Annotated in this window: 10 protein-coding genes and 1 pseudogene; 4 read left to right on the plus strand and 7 right to left on the minus strand. The window is 70.0% G+C overall.

Going from position 1 to position 19,672, the window contains the following annotated elements; all coding sequences use genetic code 11:
• Positions 1-284 precede the first annotated feature (284 nt).
• Complete coding sequence (locus F624_RS0114615; RefSeq protein WP_019575062.1) at positions 285-1,652, plus strand: MFS transporter; 1,368 nt, start codon at positions 285-287, stop codon at positions 1,650-1,652.
• A gap of 9 nt (positions 1,653-1,661) precedes the next feature.
• Here the strand turns inward: F624_RS0114615 and F624_RS0114620 are convergent, their stop codons facing one another.
• Entirely contained in the window at positions 1,662-2,798 is a 1,137-nt protein-coding gene (locus F624_RS0114620) for a LysR family transcriptional regulator (RefSeq protein WP_019575063.1), read from the minus strand.
• A gap of 521 nt (positions 2,799-3,319) precedes the next feature.
• On the opposite strand from F624_RS0114620, the gene F624_RS0114625 reads away from it, so the two are divergent.
• Positions 3,320-3,712: a hypothetical protein gene (locus F624_RS0114625; protein WP_169426601.1), complete on the plus strand. Its 393-nt coding sequence runs from the start codon at positions 3,320-3,322 to the stop codon at positions 3,710-3,712.
• A gap of 2 nt (positions 3,713-3,714) precedes the next feature.
• On the opposite strand, the pseudogene pbpC reads toward F624_RS0114625, so the two are convergent.
• The 3 genes and pseudogenes from pbpC to F624_RS0114640 form a co-directional block, all read right to left on the minus strand.
• A pseudogene (gene pbpC / locus F624_RS32535) lies at positions 3,715-6,103 on the minus strand (penicillin-binding protein 1C).
• Between the two features lie 8 nt (positions 6,104-6,111).
• On the minus strand, positions 6,112-12,087 hold the full coding sequence (locus F624_RS0114635) for an alpha-2-macroglobulin family protein (RefSeq protein WP_019575065.1): 5,976 nt from the start codon (positions 12,085-12,087) through the stop codon (positions 6,112-6,114).
• A 141-nt stretch (positions 12,088-12,228) separates the two neighbouring features.
• Entirely contained in the window at positions 12,229-13,743 is a 1,515-nt protein-coding gene (locus F624_RS0114640; protein ID WP_019575066.1) for a DegQ family serine endoprotease, read from the minus strand.
• Between the two features lie 264 nt (positions 13,744-14,007).
• Between F624_RS0114640 and F624_RS0114645 the strand changes: the two genes are divergently transcribed.
• Entirely contained in the window at positions 14,008-14,889 is an 882-nt protein-coding gene (locus tag F624_RS0114645) for an alpha/beta fold hydrolase (RefSeq protein ID WP_019575067.1), read from the plus strand.
• Positions 14,890-14,906: 17 nt separating this feature from the next.
• On the opposite strand, the gene F624_RS0114650 is transcribed toward F624_RS0114645, so the two are convergent.
• The 3 genes from F624_RS0114650 to argH all read right to left on the minus strand — a co-directional run bounded on the left by F624_RS0114650 (position 14,907) and on the right by argH (position 18,486).
• Positions 14,907-16,265, minus strand: a complete 1,359-nt coding sequence (locus tag F624_RS0114650) for an ATP-binding protein (protein WP_019575068.1) — start codon at positions 16,263-16,265, stop codon at positions 14,907-14,909.
• Positions 16,266-16,273: 8 nt separating this feature from the next.
• Positions 16,274-16,933 carry a response regulator gene (locus F624_RS0114655; protein WP_019575069.1) on the minus strand — a complete coding sequence of 220 codons (660 nt, stop codon included), beginning with the start codon at positions 16,931-16,933 and terminating at the stop codon, positions 16,274-16,276.
• 98 nt (positions 16,934-17,031) lie between these two features.
• A complete protein-coding gene (gene argH / locus F624_RS0114660; protein WP_019575070.1) occupies positions 17,032-18,486 on the minus strand; it encodes an argininosuccinate lyase in 1,455 nt (484 codons plus the stop codon).
• 71 nt (positions 18,487-18,557) lie between these two features.
• Between argH and F624_RS0114665 the strand changes: the two genes are divergently transcribed.
• Positions 18,558-19,616 carry a sensor histidine kinase gene (locus tag F624_RS0114665; protein ID WP_031255067.1) on the plus strand — a complete coding sequence of 353 codons (1,059 nt, stop codon included), beginning with the start codon at positions 18,558-18,560 and terminating at the stop codon, positions 19,614-19,616.
• The last annotated feature ends 56 nt before the right edge of the window (positions 19,617-19,672 follow it).

Raw genomic sequence — 19,672 nt, forward strand, 5'->3', positions numbered from 1 at the left:
CGAGCCGCTCGGGCCCGCTGGCGCCAACGGCCATCAGCGCCTCCGGTGGCGCCAATGGCCGACCGAACGGCCAGATGGATACCGCCTGACCAACGTTAACAACCGACCATCCAAACCTGTGCCACCAGGCGCCGAATGGCGCCTGACAAGCCCGCGACAGCGGCTTGCAAACACTTACAGACCCGTCTGCACCGCTCCCGTGATGCTTGGCGACGCTCAGCCCCGAGTCCCCACCGTTGGGGCTCAGGCCAGCCCCCCCAAGACATCACAACAAGGAGACAAGCATGACCCCTGCCCCCACCCAGGCGCCCCGGACTGGCGCCGCCGCTGCCCCGGAGCCATCAGCCGCCTCGGCGGCCTTCACCCAGGCGGTGTTCCGCAAAATCAACTGGCGCCTCATGCCGCTGCTGCTGATCTGCTATGCCGTGGCCTACCTCGACCGCATCAACATCGGCTACGCCCAGTTGCAGATGCGACAGACACTCGACTTCAGCGATGCGGTGTACGGCCTGGGCGCCGGCATCTTCTTCATCGGCTACCTGTTGTTCGAGGTGCCCAGCAACCTGATGCTCGAAAAGATCGGCGCCCGCAAGACCCTGTTGCGCATCATGCTGTGCTGGGGCCTGGTGGCAGCGGCCATGGCTTTTGTCAGCACGCCGACGCAGTTCTATGTGGCGCGCTTTCTGCTGGGAGCGTTCGAGGCCGGCTTCTTCCCCGGCATCATCCTGTACCTCACCTACTGGTACCCGGCCGATCGCCGCGCCCGCATGATCGCCATCTTCATGTGCGCCACCACGCTGGCCGCCCTCAGTGCCGGCCCCTTGAGCGGCGCCATCATGAAATACTTCAACGGCTACGGGGGGCTGGCCGGCTGGCAATGGCTGTTCCTGATCGAAGGCCTGCCCGCCGCCGTGCTCGGGGTGGTGGCCTTTGTGGTGCTGCGCGACAGCCCTGAGCAGGCGCCCTGGCTCAACGAGGCCGAAAAGCGCTGCGTGCGCGAAGCCATGGCCCGCTCGCCCAGCACCGTGGGCAGTGCCGCCCACGGCTCGCTGCGCCACATGCTGGCCGACCCGCGCATCTACCTGCTGTCACTGGCCTACGCCTGCCTGCTGGCCAGCACCATGGGCCTGACCTTCATGGCGCCGTCGCTGATCCGCTCCTGGGGCGTGCAAGACCTGGTCGAGATCGGCTGGTACACCGGCCTGCCCAATCTGCTGGGCCTGGTGGGCATGATCGTGATCGGCGGCCACAGCGACCGCCATGGCGAGCGGCGCTGGCACTACGCCTTCTGCATTGCCCTGGCCATGCTGGGCGTGGGGCTGAGCACCCTGGTCGAGGGCTCGGCCCTGCTCAAGGTGTCGGTGATGGCCGTCAGCTACATCGGCATTGCCGGTGCCACGCCGCTGTTCTTCACCAGCGTGACCGAGTACCTGCCCAAATCGGTGGCCGCCGGCGGCATTGCGCTGATCAGCAGCCTGGGCAACCTGGGCCCGGCCGCCAGCCCCAGCGTGATGGCTTACCTCAACGCCCAATCCGGGGGCATGACCCAGAGCCTGTATTTCGTGGTCCTGAGCTGGCTGGCCTCGGGGGTGCTGCTGATGCTGACCCTGCGCGCGCGCGGCGCCAAGGCGCCGGTCCCGGCCACGGCCTGAGGCAGAACCTCAGACCAGCACGTCAGCGTGTTGGCACTGGCAGACCGGCCCGCAGGCCGGTTCGTCGGCCGTGACCTGGGACGGGGCCACCGGCTCGGGCTCGGCCGGGGCTGCCACAGCAGGAGCCTCGGGAGCAGAGGGAACAGAGGGAGCAGCAAGCGTTGCAGCTGCGGTCTGGGGCCTGAAACGCTCCAGCGCCCAATCCACCAGCGCGGCCAGGGCGGGCGATTCGGCCTCGTCACTGCGCAGCAGCAGGCCCAGCGGCTCCACCCCCAGGCTCAGGCCGGGCAGCAGCGCCACCAAACGGCCGGCCGCCAGGTCATCGGCCACCAACGCCCGAGGCAGCACCGCAATGCCGGCCCCGTGCAAGGCCAGCGCATGCAAGGCCAGCGCATTGTTGGCCTGAACCACCACGCGCGGCGCCAACGGTGCCTCGGCATCGGCGTCATCCTCGACCCCGAAGCACTCGTCATGCCCGCCACAGGGGCCTTCCCAGTCCTCGTCCTCGTGATCCGCCCCCCAGTCAGCCTCCTCAGACCAGGCTCCGTCGTCCCGCTCGTCTTCATTGAGCTCGTCGGGTGCCATGAAACCCAGGCACTGGTGGCGCACCAACTCCTCGGCGCGCTGCGGGCTCCCCTGACGCTCCAGGTAGGCCGCAGAGGCCACCATGGTGAGTGCCTCCTCACACAGGGGTAAGCATTCGATACCGGGGTGGTCCAGGGGCTCGCCGCGGTGAAAGACCAGATCGAAGTCGTCGTCCACCGGATTGGCGGCACGATCGTCCAAGACCAGCGACAGTTGAACCTTCGGGTAGGCCTGCAGGAAGGCGGCCAGGGCCGGCGCCAGGTCGCGGGTACCGAACAGCACCGGCGCGTGAACGCGCACAGACCCGCTGGCCTGCTGGGCCGTGGCCTGGAGGCCCGTTTCGGCCCCCCGCACCATTTCAAGGATGCTGCGGCATTGCTGGTGGTAGGCAGCCCCCGCCGCGGTCAGGCGCTGCCAACGGCCGTGGCGCTCGAACAGGGGCGTGCCCAGTTGTTCTTCCAAGGACTGGATCTGTTGGCCGATCAAGGCCGGCTGGAGCTCAAGGGCTCGTGCAGCGGCCGCCATGCTGCCGGTCTCCACCGTGGCAACAAAGACAGCCATGCTCTGAAATCGATCCATGTGTGCAATGCGTCGTTTTTTTGTGAGGCGCTGATAGTAGGCGATTTGAATGGCATGGCCGCCGGTTCCCAAGGCCTGGCAAGCGGCAGGGACAGCAAGAAAACTTACATGTGAGCGGATTTGAATCTGATTTGTTTCTTTTTTTATCATTAATTTGATAATAAATATCACTTTATCCGATCGCTCCACGCCACCACCATGCCCCATCCTCAGCGCAACTCCGCCTTGAGGTCTGCGGCGGCTTGCCCCACCCCCCACAACCCTCGCCCCCACGCCAGTGCCCGCCCACCGAGGCATGGCGCTGCCCATCGTCTGCTCTGGCTGCTGTGCCTGTTTTCAAGCTGCGTCGCGGCCCAGATCACCGGGCTCACGCGCTACCCGCTGGGCCCCGACACCCTGCTCCAAGAAATCGTGGCGGGCCCCGACGGACCGCTGCAGTCCGCTGGGCCTCAGCGAACCGGGCACGGTCAGCACAGCGCTGCTGAGCAGCGATTGCACCGTGAGTGCCCGCTTCACGGCCCCCCAATGCAGCGCCAGCTCGGCGCGGGGCTTTGCCGGCGCGCAGCGGCACCCCGGTCATCATCCACTGCAGCGATGTGCCTGCAGGCAGCGTGGCCACGCTCGCCCAGGGCCTGTGCCAGGTCGGCAACGATGGCCAAGCCACCTGCCAGGGCACGGCCGGACTGGGGGCTGGCGAGCTCGGTCTGAACCCCGCGCTCAGCTTCGAGTTGAACGGCGCCACGGCGCGCATCGTCACGCCTTTGGCCCTGCTCAACGCCCCACCCTCGCCGGCCGACCCGCTGACCCCCGTGCCGACCCTGGGCACCACGGGCTTGGGCGCACTGATCGGTTTGTTGCTGCTTGGCGCCCGCCGCCAGCGCCAGCGCGGCCGCTGAAATCAAGGCCGCAGGGCCTGCGCCGCCGCGGTGCGCGACCGCAGCCCGGCACCCCGCACCTCCAGCCGGATCTCATCGAGCACCCGGCCCTGGGCATTGGTGAGCTGCATGCGGTGCCGCCCCGGCCAGGGCATCCAGGGCCAGACGGGGCCGCGCCCCACCTCCAGGCCGTCCAGGCGCCAGCGCAGCCCGGTTTCAGCGCTGTCCGGGGGTGCCACCGCCGTGGCGCGGAAATTCAGTCTTTGATGGGCCGGCGGAATGTCCGGGTCCAGGGCCACGATGGTGCCTGGGGCCGGCTCGGCAATGCGGGCCTCCAGAACACGGGCCGCCCCCGCGGGGCTGCCACGTCGCCTGGCCGTGGCGCCAGCGTTCGCGCCGGGCAGCGCCACCACCGAAGGCGCGCGCGCCTCGAACACGGCCTGCTCGGTGCCGGCCAGAAACCACTCGCGCCGCGGTGCCTCCAGCCAGGCCGACAAGCCCCCCCCGGCCCCCCTCATCGCCCGCGCCGGCCGGGGCCTGGGCAAAGCGCACCTCCACCTGCACCAGCCCTGGTGGCGGCGGGGCCTGCAGGCTGGGCTGGCGGGCGTGCAGGAAGTTCATCAGTTCCGCCCACACGGGCGCGGCGCCGGTGGTGCCACTGACATCGTGCATGGGCTTGCCGCTGGCGTTGCCCACCCACACCCCCACGGTGTAGCGCTGTGACCAGCCCACGGCCCAGTTGTCGCGCATGTCCTTGCTGGTGCCGGTCTTCACCGCGCTCCAGAAACGGGTGGCCAGCACGCTGTCGGTGCCAAAGGTGCGGGCCCGGGCGTTGGGGTCGCTCAGGATGTCGCCCACCAGCCAGGCGGCCGCAGGGTCCAGGGCGCGGCGCCAAGGCCTGGGGCTGGGCGCCGCGCCCGGCCCGGGCAACAGCGGGGGCGCCCACTCGCTGGCCTGGCCGGCATTGGCCAGGGTGCGGTAGGCATTGCTCAGGTCCAGCAAGGGCAGCTCGGGGCTGCCCAGGGCCAGGCTGTAGCCGTAGTAATCGCCGCTTTCGCGCAGCGGCAGGCCTGCGGCGCGCAGTTGGCGGTGCAGGGCATCGGGCGACACCAGGGCCAGCACACGCACCGCCGGCACATTGAGCGACGAGGCCAGCGCGCCACGCGCCGAGACCCAGCCCTTGAAGTGGTGGTCGTAGTTCTGCGGGATGTACAAGCCGCCCGGCGTGGGGATGTGGGCCGGCGAATCGTCGAGCAGCGAGGCGGCGGTCAGGCGCCGTTCGGCCAGGGCTTGCGCGTACAAAAAGGGCTTCAGGGTCGAGCCCACCTGGCGCCGCGCCAGCACGCCATCCACCTCACGGGCCCGGCTCAGGGGCCCCGACGAGCCCACCCAGGCCAGCACCTCGCCACTGGCGTTGTCCAGCACCACCAGGGCGCCGTCTTCCACATGGCGCCCGGCCAGCTCGTTCAGGTGGCGTTGCAGGGTCTGCACCGCAAAGCGCTGCAAGGGGGCCCGCACGGTGCTGCGCACGCTGGCCAGCCCGCGCCCGCCCTCGGGCAGGCGTTTGAGCACCTGGCGCGCCCAGTGCGGGGCCACGCCGCTGCTGCCCTCCAGGGAGCGGCGCTGCAAGGCCCCGGCCACCAGCAAATCCAGGGCCTCGCAATCCGGCTGGGTCGGCTGGGTCGGCTTGTCGAACGGGGGCTGGGTCTGGGTCTGGGCCTGCACCGCCCCCAACACCCCGCAGGCGCGGCGCGCCACCTGGGCCTCGGGCGCATTGGGGGCCCGCACCAGGGCGGTGGCGATGGCCGCCTCGCGCAGGTCCAGGCCCTGCGCCGCCTTGCCGAACAGGGTGCGCGACAGCGCGTCGATGCCCACCAGTTCACCGCGAAACGGCAACAGGTTCAGGTAGGCCTCGAGGATTTGATCCTTGCGCCAGCGCCGCTCCAGCACCTGGGCCGCCACCGTCTGGCCCAGCTTCTGCACCACGTTGCGCCCGCCGCTGCGCTGACGCCAATCGCCGTCGAGCAGGCCGGCCAGCTGCATGGTCACGGTGGACGCGCCCCGGGTGCGGCCATGCCACAGCTGGCCCCAGGCCGCCGCCGATACCGCCGGCCAGTCCACCCCGCTGTGCTCGTAAAAGCGCTTGTCCTCGCTGAGCAACAAGGCCGTGCGCAGGGCGGGCGACACGTCTTCCAGCGCCACCCAGGGGCCCCGGCGCACGGCAGGGTCGGTGCGCACGGTCTGCAACCACTCGCCGTCGCGGTCCAGCACCTGGGTATCGCTGGGGCGGTGCTCGCGGCGCACCTCTTCAAAGCTGGGCAAGGCCTGCACCGCAGGCGCCGCCAGCTGGAGCATCAGCCCGGCCAGGGCCGACGACGCCCAGCGCAGCCGAGCGCTCACGGTGCGGGTCATGGGTCGTGTCATGGGGCGGCGTCCACCTTCACCACCTCGTTCGGGGCTTCGCCAAACATCTCGGGGGCGTACATCGCCTCCACCCGGCTGGGCGGCAGGGCGAAGCGGCCCACGTTGTTCAGGCGCAGCGTGTACTCGAGCTTGATCGTGCCCTTGGGCAAGTACTCGTAGTAGCTGCGGAAGGCCTCGAAGCTGCGCTCTTCAAAGGCCGGCCAGGCATTGCCTTGCCGCCGCTCGCCCTGGGTGGCGATCTCTGAATCACGCCCCAGGCCGCTGCCCAGCACGGTGGCCCCGGCCGGCACCGGGTCGCTCAGCACCACCCAGCTCATGTCGGCGCTGGCATTCACCTCCAGGCTGACGCGCAGCACATCGCCCCGGCTGTAGCGGCCCTTGACGGCCTGCTCCAGCGCCGTGACGGTCTTGCGGATCTGGTAGCCGGCGTTGACCGGGGCCTGGAGCGGCACCGCAGCCAGCGCCTGCAGCGTGAGCCAGGGCTTGCCGCTGCCCGTCTGGCTGAGCACCAGGGGGGCCTTGGCCCCCTCGGCCGGCCAGGGCAGGTTCAGCGTGTTGTTGCGCCAGCCGCCCGGCGCCGCAGGCGCGCCAAACCAGGTGGTCTGATGGGCCACACCCTGGCTGTCGGCAGGCTTGGCCCGCTCGACCCGGGCCCAGTCCACACTGCCACTGACGGCGCCCAGGCTGGCCCGGGTGCTGCCGGTGACCGGTGTGGCCTCGAAGCGGGCCGAGAACTTCTCCAGCGCCAGACCGCCCCACAGATTGGCCGTGGTGGTGTGCCAGGCCCCGTTTTGCTGGCGGCCGATGAAACCGGCGGCCAGGCGGCCCAGATCGTCCTTCCAGGCCGGGTCGTCCTGCACGGCCAGCAACAGCCGGGCGGCATTCACGTCGCCGTTCTGCATCATCCACCACCAGGCGTCGTCGGCCTCGGTGCTGAACACCAGCTTGCTGCCCTGGTAGGACAGGCGCGCCCGCAAGACCTGGCTGGCCTCGGCCAGGCGCTGCTCTCGCTGCGGCACGTCCTTCACGCGGCGCAGGATGTTGAACCAGTCGATCACGGTGTGGGTGGGCCACTGGTTGGGCGCCACGCTCACGCTGCCCAGCAGGCGCGCCGGGGCCAGGCCGTAGCGCGACAAGGCCTCGATGGCCGCGATCTTGCGCATGTCCAGGTCCTTGCGCGGGCTCCAGAAGTCACGGCTGATGCGCCCTTCGACAAAGGCCGTCAGGCCGCGCGCCAGGGGGTCGCGCAGCGCATCGGGCAAGGCGAAGGCCGGGTTCAGGCCGGCGGCCTCGTCGGTGGCGGCCAGCAGGTAGGCGCTCAGCACATCGCTGCCCCGCTGGGCGTCGCCATCGCGCGGCGGAAAGTAGCTGGCCAGGCCGTCGCTGTCGAGGTAGGTGGGCATCTGGGCCAGCACGGTCTGCCACAGGCGGGCATCGCGCAGGCCCACGGCCTTGCTGGTCTTCTGCTCCAGGCAGGCAAAGGGGTAGTTGGCAAACCAGTCGCGCACACCGGGCAGGCCATCGGCCAGGCGCGGCTGCAGGGCCAGCTTCAGGCCGCCGCGACCGGGCAAGGCCCCCGCCGGGGCGGCCACATCGAGGCTGAAGGGCCCGTCGAGCTGCACCAGGGTGGCCTGGCGCACCGTCAGCGGTGTGAGCGGGATCAGGCGCTGGCTGGCCTTCAGGGCGTCGCGGGCGCCGCTCAGGCTGTCTTTGGCCTCGACCTCCCACAGCAGGGCCTGGGCGCGGGTCTGGCCCAGTTGGGCGGGTGCGGTCACCGTCCAGGCCACTTCGCGCGCCTCGCCGGGCGGGATGTCCAGCGTCTGCGGCGGCGGGGCCAGCAGCGTGGCACGCGCGCTGACCTGCACCTTCATGGGCTTGGCGGTGGTGTTGCGCAAGGTGAACTGGGCGCGGTACTGGTCGTCCTCGCGCACCAGCGGCGGCAGGCCGCTGATGATCTGCAGGTCCTGCGTGACGCGGATCGCGGCCTGCCCGGTGCCGAACAGGCCGGCCCCCACGTCGGCCACCGCCACCACCTGGAAGGTGGTGATGGCGTCGTTCAGAGGCACCTTGAGCGTGGCCTGGCCCTGGGCATCGAGCTGCACCCGCGGCTGCCACAGCAGCAGGGTGTCCAGCAGCTCACGGGTGTTGCTGCGGCCCCCGCCGCCGCCCGCAGGCACGGCCTTGCGGCCGTAGTGGCGCCGCCCCACGATCTCCATCTGGGCGGTCGAGGTCTCCACGCCCCAGGCGCGGCGTTGCAGCATGGCGTCCAGCACATTCCAACTGGTGTTGGGCATCAGCTCCAGCAAGGCCTGGTCGACCACGGCCACGGCCACTTCGGCATTGGCGGCAGGACGGCCGTCGGGCAACCGGGCCTGCAGCGTCACCTGCGCCTGGCCCCGCACCCCGTAGCCGGGCTTGTCGGTGCTCACCTTCACCTCGATGCGGTGCGCTGCCGTGCCCACCCGCAGCTCGGCCAGGCCCAGGCGGAAGGCGGGCTTGCTGAGGTCGACCAGGGCCGAGGGGGCCACGTACTCGCGCCCCTCGAACCAGAACGCGGTCCACCACTCGCGTGGGGCCTTGTAGCCCCAGGTGAACAAGCTGTACCAGGGCACCTCGCGCAGGCGCCCGCGCAGCGCCAGCACGCTGACATACACATTGGGGCCCCAGCCGGGCTGCACCTTGAGCTGCACCGTGGGGTCCTGCCCGTTGAGCTGCACCACCTCGGAGTGCAACACCCCCTCGCGCTCGACCGACACCAGGGCCGTGGCGTAGCGGAAGGGCATGCGCACCTGCAGCCGGGCGGTTTCACCGGGCTGGTAGCTCTTCTTTTCGGGCAGCACATCGATGCGGTCGTGGTTGTCACCGCCAAACCACAGCTCACCCTGGCGCGTGATCCACACCGTGCCGGCGGCCTGGGCCTCATGGCCCTGAGCGTCCTTGGCGGTCACCACCAGCTCGACCTCGCCGGCTTCGCGCAGCGTGGTCTCGCACAGCAGCAGGCCGCGGCTGTCGCTGCGCCCGCTGCACACGGTGCCCAGCTCCTGGCGACTGCTCTGGTTGTCGTAGGCATAAAAGCCGCCCACCATGCGCTTGCGGCTGGTGGTGGTGCGGCGGGCCACGGCGCGCACCTCCAGCGGCACATCGGCCTGAGCCCGGCCGTCCGTGCTCAGCGCCAGGGCCTGGAAGCGCAGGGTCTGGCCACTGGCCACCCAACCCTCGGTCTTGAGGCCCGGCACCACCGCCGCCGGCCACAGCACCTGCTGGCTGCGCAGGGTCTGCACCTCGCCATTGGGGTCGGCGTAGCGCGCCTCCAGCAACAGGTCCTGGGGCTGGCGCGACTGGGGCAGCTCGGGCAGGGTCAGCCGCCCGCTGCCCTGGCGGTCCAGCAGCAGCGGCAGCTTGTCGGCCACCACCCGCTGGTCCTGCGCGGCCTGGGGTTGCTCTTCGTCGGCCTGCTCGCTCGCCGCCTGCGGCCCACGGGGCGGGTTGAAGCTGAAATCGTCGTGATCGGCAAAGGCGGTGGTGTGCGGGCGCACCAGGGCCGACACCCGCACCGGCAACTGGGCCGCTGGCCCGCCCGACACGTAGCTGACCTGCACCTGGGTCGGCAGGCTGCTCAGGTGGACCAGGGGGCCCTTGCCCACCGGACCGATCTGGCCCTGCAACACCGGCAGCCGGAACTCTTCCACCCGGAACAGCCCGCTTTGCCGGCCGTCCAGGCTCACGTTGTAGACGCCCAGCTTGGCCGCGGGCGGGATGGCGAACTCGCTCTCGGCGCTGAAGCCGCCGCTGGCGGTCTGGCGCCAGCGCAAGGGCAGGCTGAACTGCTGGCCACTGCCCTCGTGGGTGATGAGCACGGTGGCCGGGCCCTTGGGCGGCAGGCCCAGGCCCTGGCGGGTTTCGGTGCGCAGGAAGTGCTTCATGGCCACGGTCTCGCCGGCGCGCAGCAGCATGCGGTCGAACACGGTGTGGGCCCGCACATCGGGGCGGGCCTCCTGGCTGGTGGGCACATTGAAGCGCCAGGATTCGATGCCGCGGTTCCAGTCGCTCCAGGTGAAGGCCAGGTCTTCCACCCCATCGGGGCCCTTGGCGCGGGCGCTGACGAAATAGGCTTGGCGATAGTCGGCATCGTCGGCGTCTTCGCCGGCCCGAGGCCGGGCACCGCTTTGCGGGCAGGCCGGCGGGTTGGGTGCCAGATTGCCAAATTCGACCAGGCCCTGGGCATTGGTGCGGCCCTGGGCCAACTCGCGGCCCGCGCAGTCCGACACGCGCACCAGGGCACCGGCCACCACCGTGCCCTTGTCCAGGGTGGTGACCCAGGCCTGGGCGTTCTCACGGCCGAGCTTGAAATGCACCCCCAGGTTGGTGACCAGGGCCGAGGTGCGCACCACCATGCTGCGCCCGGGCCCGTAGCCTTCGGCCAGCAGTTTTTCGCCCAGGCGACGCGACTGGATCTCGACCACGTGGAAGCCCGGGCTCAGCGGAATGCCCACCACCTCGAAGGGGCGTGGATCGGGGCTGTCGGTCTTGGGCAGGTCCAGGGCCTTCACGCCCGGCAGGCCGTCGATCAGCGACAGCATGCGCGATTCGACCAGGCCCCGGGTGTCGGGCAGCACCTCTCTGGGCAGCGGGCCCTTCACGTCGCGGGCGGCCCGGCTGCGCGGCACCCAGAAGGCGTCATAGGCCTGCACCTTGCGGTACCAGGCGATGATGTCGGCGTCGTCTTTGGGCTGCAGGTCGCGCACCTGGCCGGGGCTCAGGCCCTTCACCTGCAGGGCCGGCTCGACCTGGCGCAGCGTGACGGGCAGCAAGGCGGGGCCCCCCGGCTCGGCCAGGCGCTCGATCACGCCAAACGGGGCGGCGGCAAACTTGGCCAGTGGTGGCATGGCCCCGGTGGCCACGGCCAGCGGAAAGGTGGCGGCATTGCTCAGGGGTCGGCCCGACACATCGGCAAAGCCCGAAGGCAGGGTCAGGCGGTAGGCCTTGCGCTCGGGAAACACCCCCTTGAAGCTGAGCGAGGTCACCGCGCCCTCCGTGCCTTCGTCGGCCGCGTCCAGGCTGGGGGCCAGGCTGCCGCCGTCGTGCTGCAGGCGCACGCCTTCGGCCAGGCGCCGCGGCACCGCGGCGTTGAAGTGCAGCGTCATGGGCCGGATCGGCAGGCAGGCGGCCTGGGCGTTTTCGCGCTCGCAGCTGAAACTGGCGGCAAAGGCTTCGCGCACCTGGTAGCGCCAGCGCTTGTCCTGGTTGCTGAGCACACCGCTCGGGGTGGCCACCCCTTTGCCCACCACCAGGTCCAGCTCCGAGCCCGGCGCCAACTGGCGCGGGCAGCGCACCGTGTGGTAGCGCAGGGGCTCGGCGGCGGCGGCCTTGCCCAGGCCCAGGGCCTGCAGCAAGGCCGTGCGATCTGCGGGCTCCAGCGGCTTCACGGGCATGCGCTCGCCCAGGCCCTGCAGCTCGCAGGCCACCCGGGCCTGCACACTGGTCGCCGTGGCTGGGCCGTTGAACTGCAGCACGAAGAACTGCCCCTCATCGATGGGCGCGTAATGCCCGGGCCGGATGTTCTGAACAAAGGGCCCGCCGGTGTTGAAGCGGAAACGGTTGCGCCCGCTCAGGGCCACGCCCTTGGGCGAGGTGAAGCCCGTGCGGGCCTGCAGCTCGCAGGCCACGCCGGGCGGCAGGTCACGCTCGAAATCAAAGGCCCACTCACGGTCGCTGAGCCAGCGGCCACTGCCCCGGCTGGCGCTGGCGTCGTCACACACCAGGCTCAGCGGGGCGGGGGCAGCCGGGTCGCCAAAGGTGACGGCAGGCTCGTCAAAACGCGCCAGCACCTGGCGCACCTGGGCCACCTCGCCCTGGGGCGACAAGGTGCTGATCTGCAGCGCCTGGGCGGCGGTGGCGAACAGGCCGATGCTGGCCCACAGGCCAACTCGCCAGCGTCGCAGGGCCTTCTGGAACGGGACATTCTTGTTCATACGCACCTCCTCAACCGGCTCTGGGGGAACAAAAGTGTTCACCAGGCGGGCTCCGGATGGCATCGTATGAGAAAAATGCGACAAGCCCCCGCAATGCGGGGGCTTATGTTCAAGGCCTGGGGCGCACAGCCCCCTCGCGGGTCAACCCAGTCGGATCGGCACAAAGATGCGCTGATCACCACGCTGGATCAGCAAGGCCACCGACTTGTCGGATTTGGCCACCGCCTCGCGCACCTGGTCCACCGAGCGCACGTTGGTGCCGTTGACGGCCAGCAGCACGTCGCCCTGCTGCACGCCGGCCCGGGCCGCGGCGCCCCGGGCGTCCTGCACCAGCAGGCCGCTTTCGGCGCCGATCTGCTCGCGCTCCTGCGGCTGCAGGGGCCGCAAGGCCAGACCGAGCTTGCCCTGATCCGCGGGCTTGTCGCCTTCGGCCTTGGCCGACTTGTCGCCCACCTTGACCAACTGGGCCTGCAGCGTCTCGGAACTGCCCTTGCGCCAGACGTCGATGCTGATCTTGTCGCCTGGCGAGGCCAGGGCGATCAGGGCGGGCAGGTCGCCCGAGGACACGATGCGCTGGCCATTGACCTGACGGATCACGTCACCGGGCTGCAGGCCGGCGCGCTCGGCCGGGCCGCCCTTCTCGACGCTGGACACCAGCGCCCCTTCAGGCCGGTCGAGCTTGAAGGAGTCGGCCAGGGTCTGGTTGACCTCCTGCACCACCACGCCCAGGCGGGCATGCTCGACCTTGCCGGTGGCCACGATCTGGTCGCGGATGCGGATCGCCACGTCCACGGGAATGGCAAACGACACCCCCTGGTAGCCCCCGGTGCGGCTGTAGATCTGCGAGTTGATGCCCACCACCTCGCCGCGACCATTGAACAGCGGCCCACCCGAGTTGCCGGGGTTGATGGCCACATCGGTCTGGATGAAGGGCACCGCACTGTCGTCCGGCAGGGTGCGGCCCTTGGCGCTGACCACGCCGGCCGTCACGGTGTTCTCAAAGCCGAAGGGCGAGCCGATGGCCAGCACCCACTCACCCACCTTGAGGTCAGCCATGCGGCCGAACTTGACCACGGGCAGGTTCTTGGCCTCGACCTTGATCACGGCCACGTCGGTGCGCGGGTCCGAGCCCAGCACCTTGGCGCGCAGTTCGCGCCGGTCGGTCAGCTTGACCGTGACCTCCTTGGCGCCCTTGACCACGTGGGCGTTGGTGAGGATCACGCCGTCTGCACTGACGATGAAACCCGAGCCCTGGCCCCGGGTGGGGGTCTCCTGAGCCCGCGGCCCCTGGCGCTGGCCGGGCATGGGGCCGCCGAAGCGGCGGAAGAACTCGGCGATGGCCGGCGGCATCTCTTGGGCACCGGCGTCGGCGTCGTCATCGTCGTCGTTGGACTCGTTGCTCACGCGGGTGGTGCCCACCACGCTGATGTTGACCACGGCCGGACCGTAGCGCTCGGTGATCGCCGAGAAATCGGGCGCCTGCACACCACCGACCGGGGCGCTGGCGGCGGGGCTGGCGGCTGCGACCAGGGCCGGTGGGGTCTGGGCGTGGGCCAGGCCCAGGTGCACAGCCGACACGCCGGCGCCCCCCAGGGCACCCGCCGCCAACAGGGCCATGACCAGACGGGATGCGGGCCATTGAAGGGTGTTTTTCATCGAAGACTCCTGACCAAAACGGTGTTGCGATGAAAGCAATGTGCCCGCCCAGTCTTAGCGCTGTCTTAAACCCGTCGCCCCAGCGGCGGCGACCGCCTGTGCCCAAACTGCTGCCAATCGATGCAAGCGCAACAGGTGTTGTAAGCCCCGTCATCAATGGTTTCAGAAAGGCCTTCTGGCTGCCGTTTCGCCACGTCCAGCCGGTACATTCGCGCCGGATTGCCGGACATCCCCCACCCAGCCCCACCGCCCGCCCTGCATGACATGAAACTCCAGACCCGCCTGATCGACCTTGAAATCCGTGACCAGGGGCCCGCCAAGGCCCCGGTGGTGCTGTTGATCATGGGCCTGGGCATGCAACTGATCTCCTGGCCCTCGCGCCTGGTCGACACCTTGCTGGCCGCGGGCTACCGGGTGATCCGCTTCGACAACCGCGACGCGGGCCTGTCGCAGCGCTATCCGGAGCTGGGCGTGCCCAACCTGCCCTGGGCCTGGCTGCGCCATGCGGTGGGCCTGCCCATCCGCCCCCCCTACTCGCTGCAGGACATGGCCCGCGACACCCTGTCGCTGCTGGACGCACTCGACATCGCCAGCGCCCATGTGCTGGGGGTGGACCTGGGCGGCATGATCGGCCAGCACATGGCCTTGATGGAACCCGCCCGGGTGCGCAGCCTGTGCAGCGTGATGAGCAGCAGCGGGGCCCGCCACCTGCCCGGCCCCGGGCGCGCCGTGCGCGCCGCCCTGCTGCGCGAGCCTGCGGGCGTCGACACCGCCAGCCTGCTGGCCCATCAGCAGGCCTTGTTCCACCTGTTGCGCAGCCCGTGCTTTCCGCAAGACCTGGAAGACCAGCGCAAACGGCTGCTGGCCGGCATCCACCGGGCCGTCTACCCCGAGGGCGTGGTGCGGCAACTGGCCGCCGTGCTGGCCGACACCCAGCGCGCCGCCGCCCTGGCGCAGTTGCAAGTGCCCACCCTGGTGGTGCACGGTCGCCAAGACCCCCTGCTGCCGGTGGCCTGCGGCGAAGACACCGCCCGGCGCATTCCGGGGGCCAGGCTGCTCACCATCGAAGGCATGGGCCACGACCTGCCGCCCGGCGTGGTGCAGGCCCTGCTGGCGGCCCTGCTGCCGCACCTGAAGATGCACTGAGCGCGGTCAGAAAGTGCTCAGGCGGTCGTGGCTCCGGTCGTGGCTCCGATTTTTGCCTCGAAGGCCACCGTCACCTTGAGCCCGCCCAGGCGTTCCGAGTCGCCCAGGCTGACCCGGGCGCCGTGCTGGCGCGCCACCGCCTCCACGATGGCCAGGCCCAGGCCGCTGCCCGGCACCTCGGCCACCCCCTCGCCGCGCTTGAAGCGGTCGAACACGCGGGCCCGCTCAGCCAGTGGGATGCCGGGGCCGCTGTCCTCGACCACCCAGGCCGCCGTGCCATCCGCCTGGCGCAGCAGCGAGACATCGATGGTGCCTGGGCCCGGGGTGTACTTGATGGCGTTGTCCACCAAGTTGCGCAGCAGCACCCGCAAGGCCTCGGCCTGACCCGGCACGCTCAGCGCATCGGCCTGATCCACGCCCAGATCCAGGCCGCGCGCGCCCGCCAGCGGCAGGCAATCGGCCATCACCTCGCGGGTCAGGGCCAGCAGATCGACCGGCTGAGCCTGGGCCTCGGGGGCCGATTCCTGACGCGCCAGCAACAGCAACTGCCCGACCAGGTCAATGGCCCGCTCGATGCCCTGGCGCAGGCGCTGGGCCGCCAGCTCACGCGCCGGCTCGTCGGCCGCGCGCTGCAGGGCCTGCATCTGCAGGCGCAGCGCCGTCAGGGGGGAGCGCAGTTCGTGTGCGGCATCGGCCACAAAGTGGCGCTGCGCCTGCAGCGTGCTCTGCACGCGTGCGAACAGCGCGTTGAGCTCACCCACCAGCGGGCGCACCTCGTCGGGCAGGCCCTGCTCGGGCAGGGGCGACAGGTCGTCGGCGCTGCGCCGGGCCACCTGGCGCTGCATGCGCTGCACCGGGCGCAGGGCCCGGCCGATGATCCAGCCCACCACCAGCATCAGCATGGGAGTGATGCCCAGCAGCGGCAGCACGGCCCGGAAGGCCAGGGCCCGGGCCCGCGCATCGCGCGCGCTCATGTCCTGCGCGATCTGCACCGTCTGCAAGGCGGTCTGCAGGGTGTAGACGCGGTAGCGCACGCCCCCGCTCTGGAGGTCCGAAAAACCCAGCACGGCGCGGCCCGGCAGCACCGAGCGCGGTGAGCGGAACAGCGGAAAGCCGTCAGCCCCCCAGATCTGTACCTCGATGCCGGCGTCTTCGCTGGCCTCTTCGGGGTTGATCCAGCCCAGCGGCACGCCCTGCTGCACCGCCTGGGCCATCTGGCGCAGGTGCTCGTCGAACAGGGCATCGGCCTCGAACAAGGCGTTGCGGTAGGCGGTGGCGGCCAACACCGCGCAGGCCAGCAAGATGGTGCCCAGCACCAGCGCCTGCAGGCGCGCCCGCAGCGAATGCCGGGCCGGGGCCCAAAAACGCCACATCATTCGCCGCATCACTCGCGCGGCACCAAGTAACCCAGGCCGCGCACGGTCTGGATCAGGCCAGCCCCCAGCTTCTTGCGCACGCCATGGATGTAGACCTCGACCGCATTGCTGCTGATGTCTTCCTTCCAGCTGAAGAGCTTTTCTTCGAGTTGAGCCCGCGAAAAAATCACCCCGGGGCGTGAGATCAGGGGCTCCAGCACCGCCCATTCGCGGGCTGACAGCGTCACGGGCTGGCCGTTGAGGCGGGCTTCGTGGGTGGCGGGGTTGAGGCTGACGCCATGCTGTTCGAACACCGGGCCGGCCTGCCCGGCCTGGCGCCGCAGCAGGGCCCGCACGCGGGCCAGCAGCTCGTCGGTGTCAAAGGGCTTGACCACGTAATCGTCGGCGCCGGCATCCAGCCCGGCCACGCGGTCGCTGACCGCATCGCGTGCGGTGGCCACCAGCACCGGCAGAGTGCTGCGCCGCGCGCGCAGATCCCGCAGCACCTGCAGCCCGTCGCGGCGCGGCAGGCCCAGGTCGAGCAGCATCAGGTCATAGGTGGCGCTGCGCAGGGCCGTGTCGGCCATCTCGCCATCGCGCACCCAATCAACCGCGTAGTGCTCGGCGCGCAGCACATCGAGCACGGCCTGGCCGATCATGGGGTCGTCTTCCACCAGCAGCAAACGCATCGCGCAGCACTCCGTTCACAGGGACCGACACAGCCTAGCCGGGCAGGCTTAGAGCAGGCTGAAGCCCGCCCCTGCCCGCTCAGAACGTGTTGACGTTCTCAGGCCAGGCGGGTGCGGTGGCGCTCGATCTGGGCGCGCACCTGGTCGGGGGCCGTGCCACCCAGGGTGCTGCGGGCGTTCAGCGAGCCGCGCAGGCTGAGCACCTCGTACACGTCCTTGTCGATGCTGGGGTTGAACTGCTGCAGCACGGCCAGCGGCAGCTCGGACAGGTCCACGTTGTGCGAGATGGCGGCCTTGACGGCATGGGCCACCGTCTCGTGGGCATCGCGGAAGGGCAGGCCCTTCTTGACCAGGTAGTCGGCCAGGTCGGTGGCGGTGGCGTAACCGCGCTTGGCCGCGTCTTCCATGGCCTGCGGGCGCACGGTGATGCCTTCGACCATCTCGGCGAAGATGCGCAGCGTGTCCTTCAAGGTGTCCACCGTGTCGAACAGCGGCTCCTTGTCTTCCTGGTTGTCCTTGTTGTAGGCCAGGGGCTGGCCCTTCATGAGGGTGATCAGGCCCATCAGGTGGCCCACCACGCGGCCGGTCTTGCCCCGGGCCAGCTCGGGCACGTCGGGGTTCTTCTTCTGCGGCATGATCGAGCTGCCCGTGGTGAAACGGTCGGCGATCTGGATGAAGCCGAAGTTCTGGCTCATCCACAGGATCAGCTCTTCGGACAGGCGGCTGATGTGCACCATGGCCAGCGAGGCGGCGGCAGTGAACTCGATCGCGAAATCGCGGTCGCTCACGGCGTCCAGGCTGTTCTGGCACACACCGTCCATGCCCAGGGTGGCGGCCACGCGGGCGCGGTCCAGCGGGTAACTGGTGCCGGCCAGGGCGGCGGCGCCCAGGGGCAGGCGGTTGGTGCGGCGGCGCACATCGACCATGCGCTCGGCATCGCGGCTGAACATCTCCACATAGGCCAGCATGTGGTGGCCGAAGCTCACCGGCTGGGCCACCTGCAGGTGGGTGAAGCCGGGCAGGATCACCTCGACATTGCGCGCAGCGATGTCGAGCAAGGCCTTTTGCAGGTCCACCAGCAAACCACTGATCAAGTCGATCTCACCGCGCAACCAAAGGCGCACATCGGTGGCCACCTGGTCGTTGCGGCTGCGGCCGGTGTGCAGGCGCTTGCCGGCATCGCCCACCAGCTGGGTCAGGCGCGCCTCGATGTTCAGGTGAACGTCTTCCAGGTCCAGCTTCCAGTCGAAGGTGCCGGCCTCGATCTCGGCGCGGATCTGGGCCATGCCGCGCTGGATGGCGGCCAGGTCGTCCGCCCCGATGATGCCCTGGGCGGCCAGCATGTCGGCGTGGGCCAGCGAGCCCGTGATGTCGGCCAGCCAAAGGCGCTTGTCAAAGAACACGCTGGAGGTGTAGCGCTTGACCAGATCGCTCATCGGCTCGGAGAACAGCGCCGACCAGCCTTCCGACTTGTTGTCGAGCTGGTTGACGGCGGCTTGGGGGGTGCTGGCAGCCGGGTTAGCACCCGGGTTGGCGTTGGAGCTGGTGGTCATGAAAAGCAATAATCCGTGTCGAGGGGGCCACTGGGCCGCTGCCCAGGAGGTCGCTGAAAAGGCGATAGGCCATGAAAGATTCGCAAATTTTATCGACCTTCGGTCCAACCGCGCCGCAAACCGCCTCCAAGCCGTCGGCCAGACCGGCTCCGCTGGTGTTCGATGCCTGTCATGTGGGGGTGGTTCTGCGCGCCGTGTTGTTCGTGGAAACCGTGATGGGCGTGGCCGCGCTGTACGCGGTCGACACCTTCATGGCCTGGGTCGGGCTGCTGGGCGTGCTCACCTGTGCCGCCCTGCCCGGCACCCTGGCCTGGCTGGTGGTGGCCTGCCTGCTCAAGCACACGCTGGCGCGCCTGCCTGCCCCCGCCCAGTACGGGGTGGGCAGCCTGCTGGGCGCGCTCACCGGCCTGTATGGCTGCGGCCTGCTGGCCCTGACCGGCTTCACCGAACGTTCGCCCTGGCTGGCCAGCGCCTGCACCGGCGCCCTGCTGGCCGGGCTGCTGGTGGCCAGCCTGGTGTGGCGCGCCCGCGCCCGCACCCCGGCGGCCACCACGGCGCGCCTGGCCGAGTTGCAGTCGCGCATCCGGCCGCACTTTCTGTTCAACACCCTGAACAGCGCCATCGCGCTGGTGCGCGCCGAGCCGGCCCGCGCCGAAACCCTGCTGGAAGACCTGAGCGACCTGTTCCGCGCCGCCCTGATCGAGCACGGCGAGACCGCCACCCTGGACGAGGAGGTGGCCCTGGCCCAGCGCTACCTGGCCATCGAGCAGGTGCGCTTTGGCGAGCGCCTGCGCGTGCACTGGGAGCTCGACCCTGAGGCCGGTCAGGCCCGCCTGCCGCCCCTGCTGCTGCAGCCCCTGGTGGAAAACGCCATCAAGCACGGCGTGGAGCCCAGTGCGGTGGGCGGCGAGCTGATCGTGCGAACCCGCAATCAGGGGACTCGTGTGCGCCTGGATATCATTAATTCACTACCACCGGAAGCTCAAAAAACGACCGCTCAAACAGCTGGTCACGGGATAGCGCTCGCCAATGTAAGCGACCGCTTGCGTTTGTTGCACGACGTCGAAATTGAGTTCAGTGCTGGCGTGAGGGACGACCGCTACCATGTCCGAATCACGTTTCCGACGTGAGTCGAGGCATGGAGACAACCTTGCCGCATGGATTCAATCAACGTCTTGAAAGCACC

The organism is Curvibacter lanceolatus ATCC 14669 (genome assembly GCF_000381265.1).
GTDB classification, from domain to species: Bacteria; Pseudomonadota; Gammaproteobacteria; order Burkholderiales; family Burkholderiaceae_C; genus Curvibacter; species Curvibacter lanceolatus.

Bases quoted from the DNA above. Each gene is read 5' to 3' on its own strand.
- F624_RS0114615 (WP_019575062.1), top strand. From the start codon at position 285: ATGACCCCTGCCCCCACCCAGGCGCCCCGGACTGGCGCCGCCGCTGCC.
- F624_RS0114620 (WP_019575063.1), bottom strand. From the start codon at position 2,798: ATGGCTGTCTTTGTTGCCACGGTGGAGACCGGCAGCATGGCGGCCGCT.
- F624_RS0114635 (WP_019575065.1), bottom strand. From the start codon at position 12,087: ATGAACAAGAATGTCCCGTTCCAGAAGGCCCTGCGACGCTGGCGAGTT.
- F624_RS0114640 (WP_019575066.1), bottom strand. From the start codon at position 13,743: ATGAAAAACACCCTTCAATGGCCCGCATCCCGTCTGGTCATGGCCCTG.
- F624_RS0114645 (WP_019575067.1), top strand. From the start codon at position 14,008: ATGAAACTCCAGACCCGCCTGATCGACCTTGAAATCCGTGACCAGGGG.
- F624_RS0114650 (WP_019575068.1), bottom strand. From the start codon at position 16,265: ATGATGTGGCGTTTTTGGGCCCCGGCCCGGCATTCGCTGCGGGCGCGC.
- F624_RS0114655 (WP_019575069.1), bottom strand. From the start codon at position 16,933: ATGCGTTTGCTGCTGGTGGAAGACGACCCCATGATCGGCCAGGCCGTG.
- argH (WP_019575070.1), bottom strand. From the start codon at position 18,486: ATGACCACCAGCTCCAACGCCAACCCGGGTGCTAACCCGGCTGCCAGC.
- F624_RS0114665 (WP_031255067.1), top strand. From the start codon at position 18,558: ATGAAAGATTCGCAAATTTTATCGACCTTCGGTCCAACCGCGCCGCAA.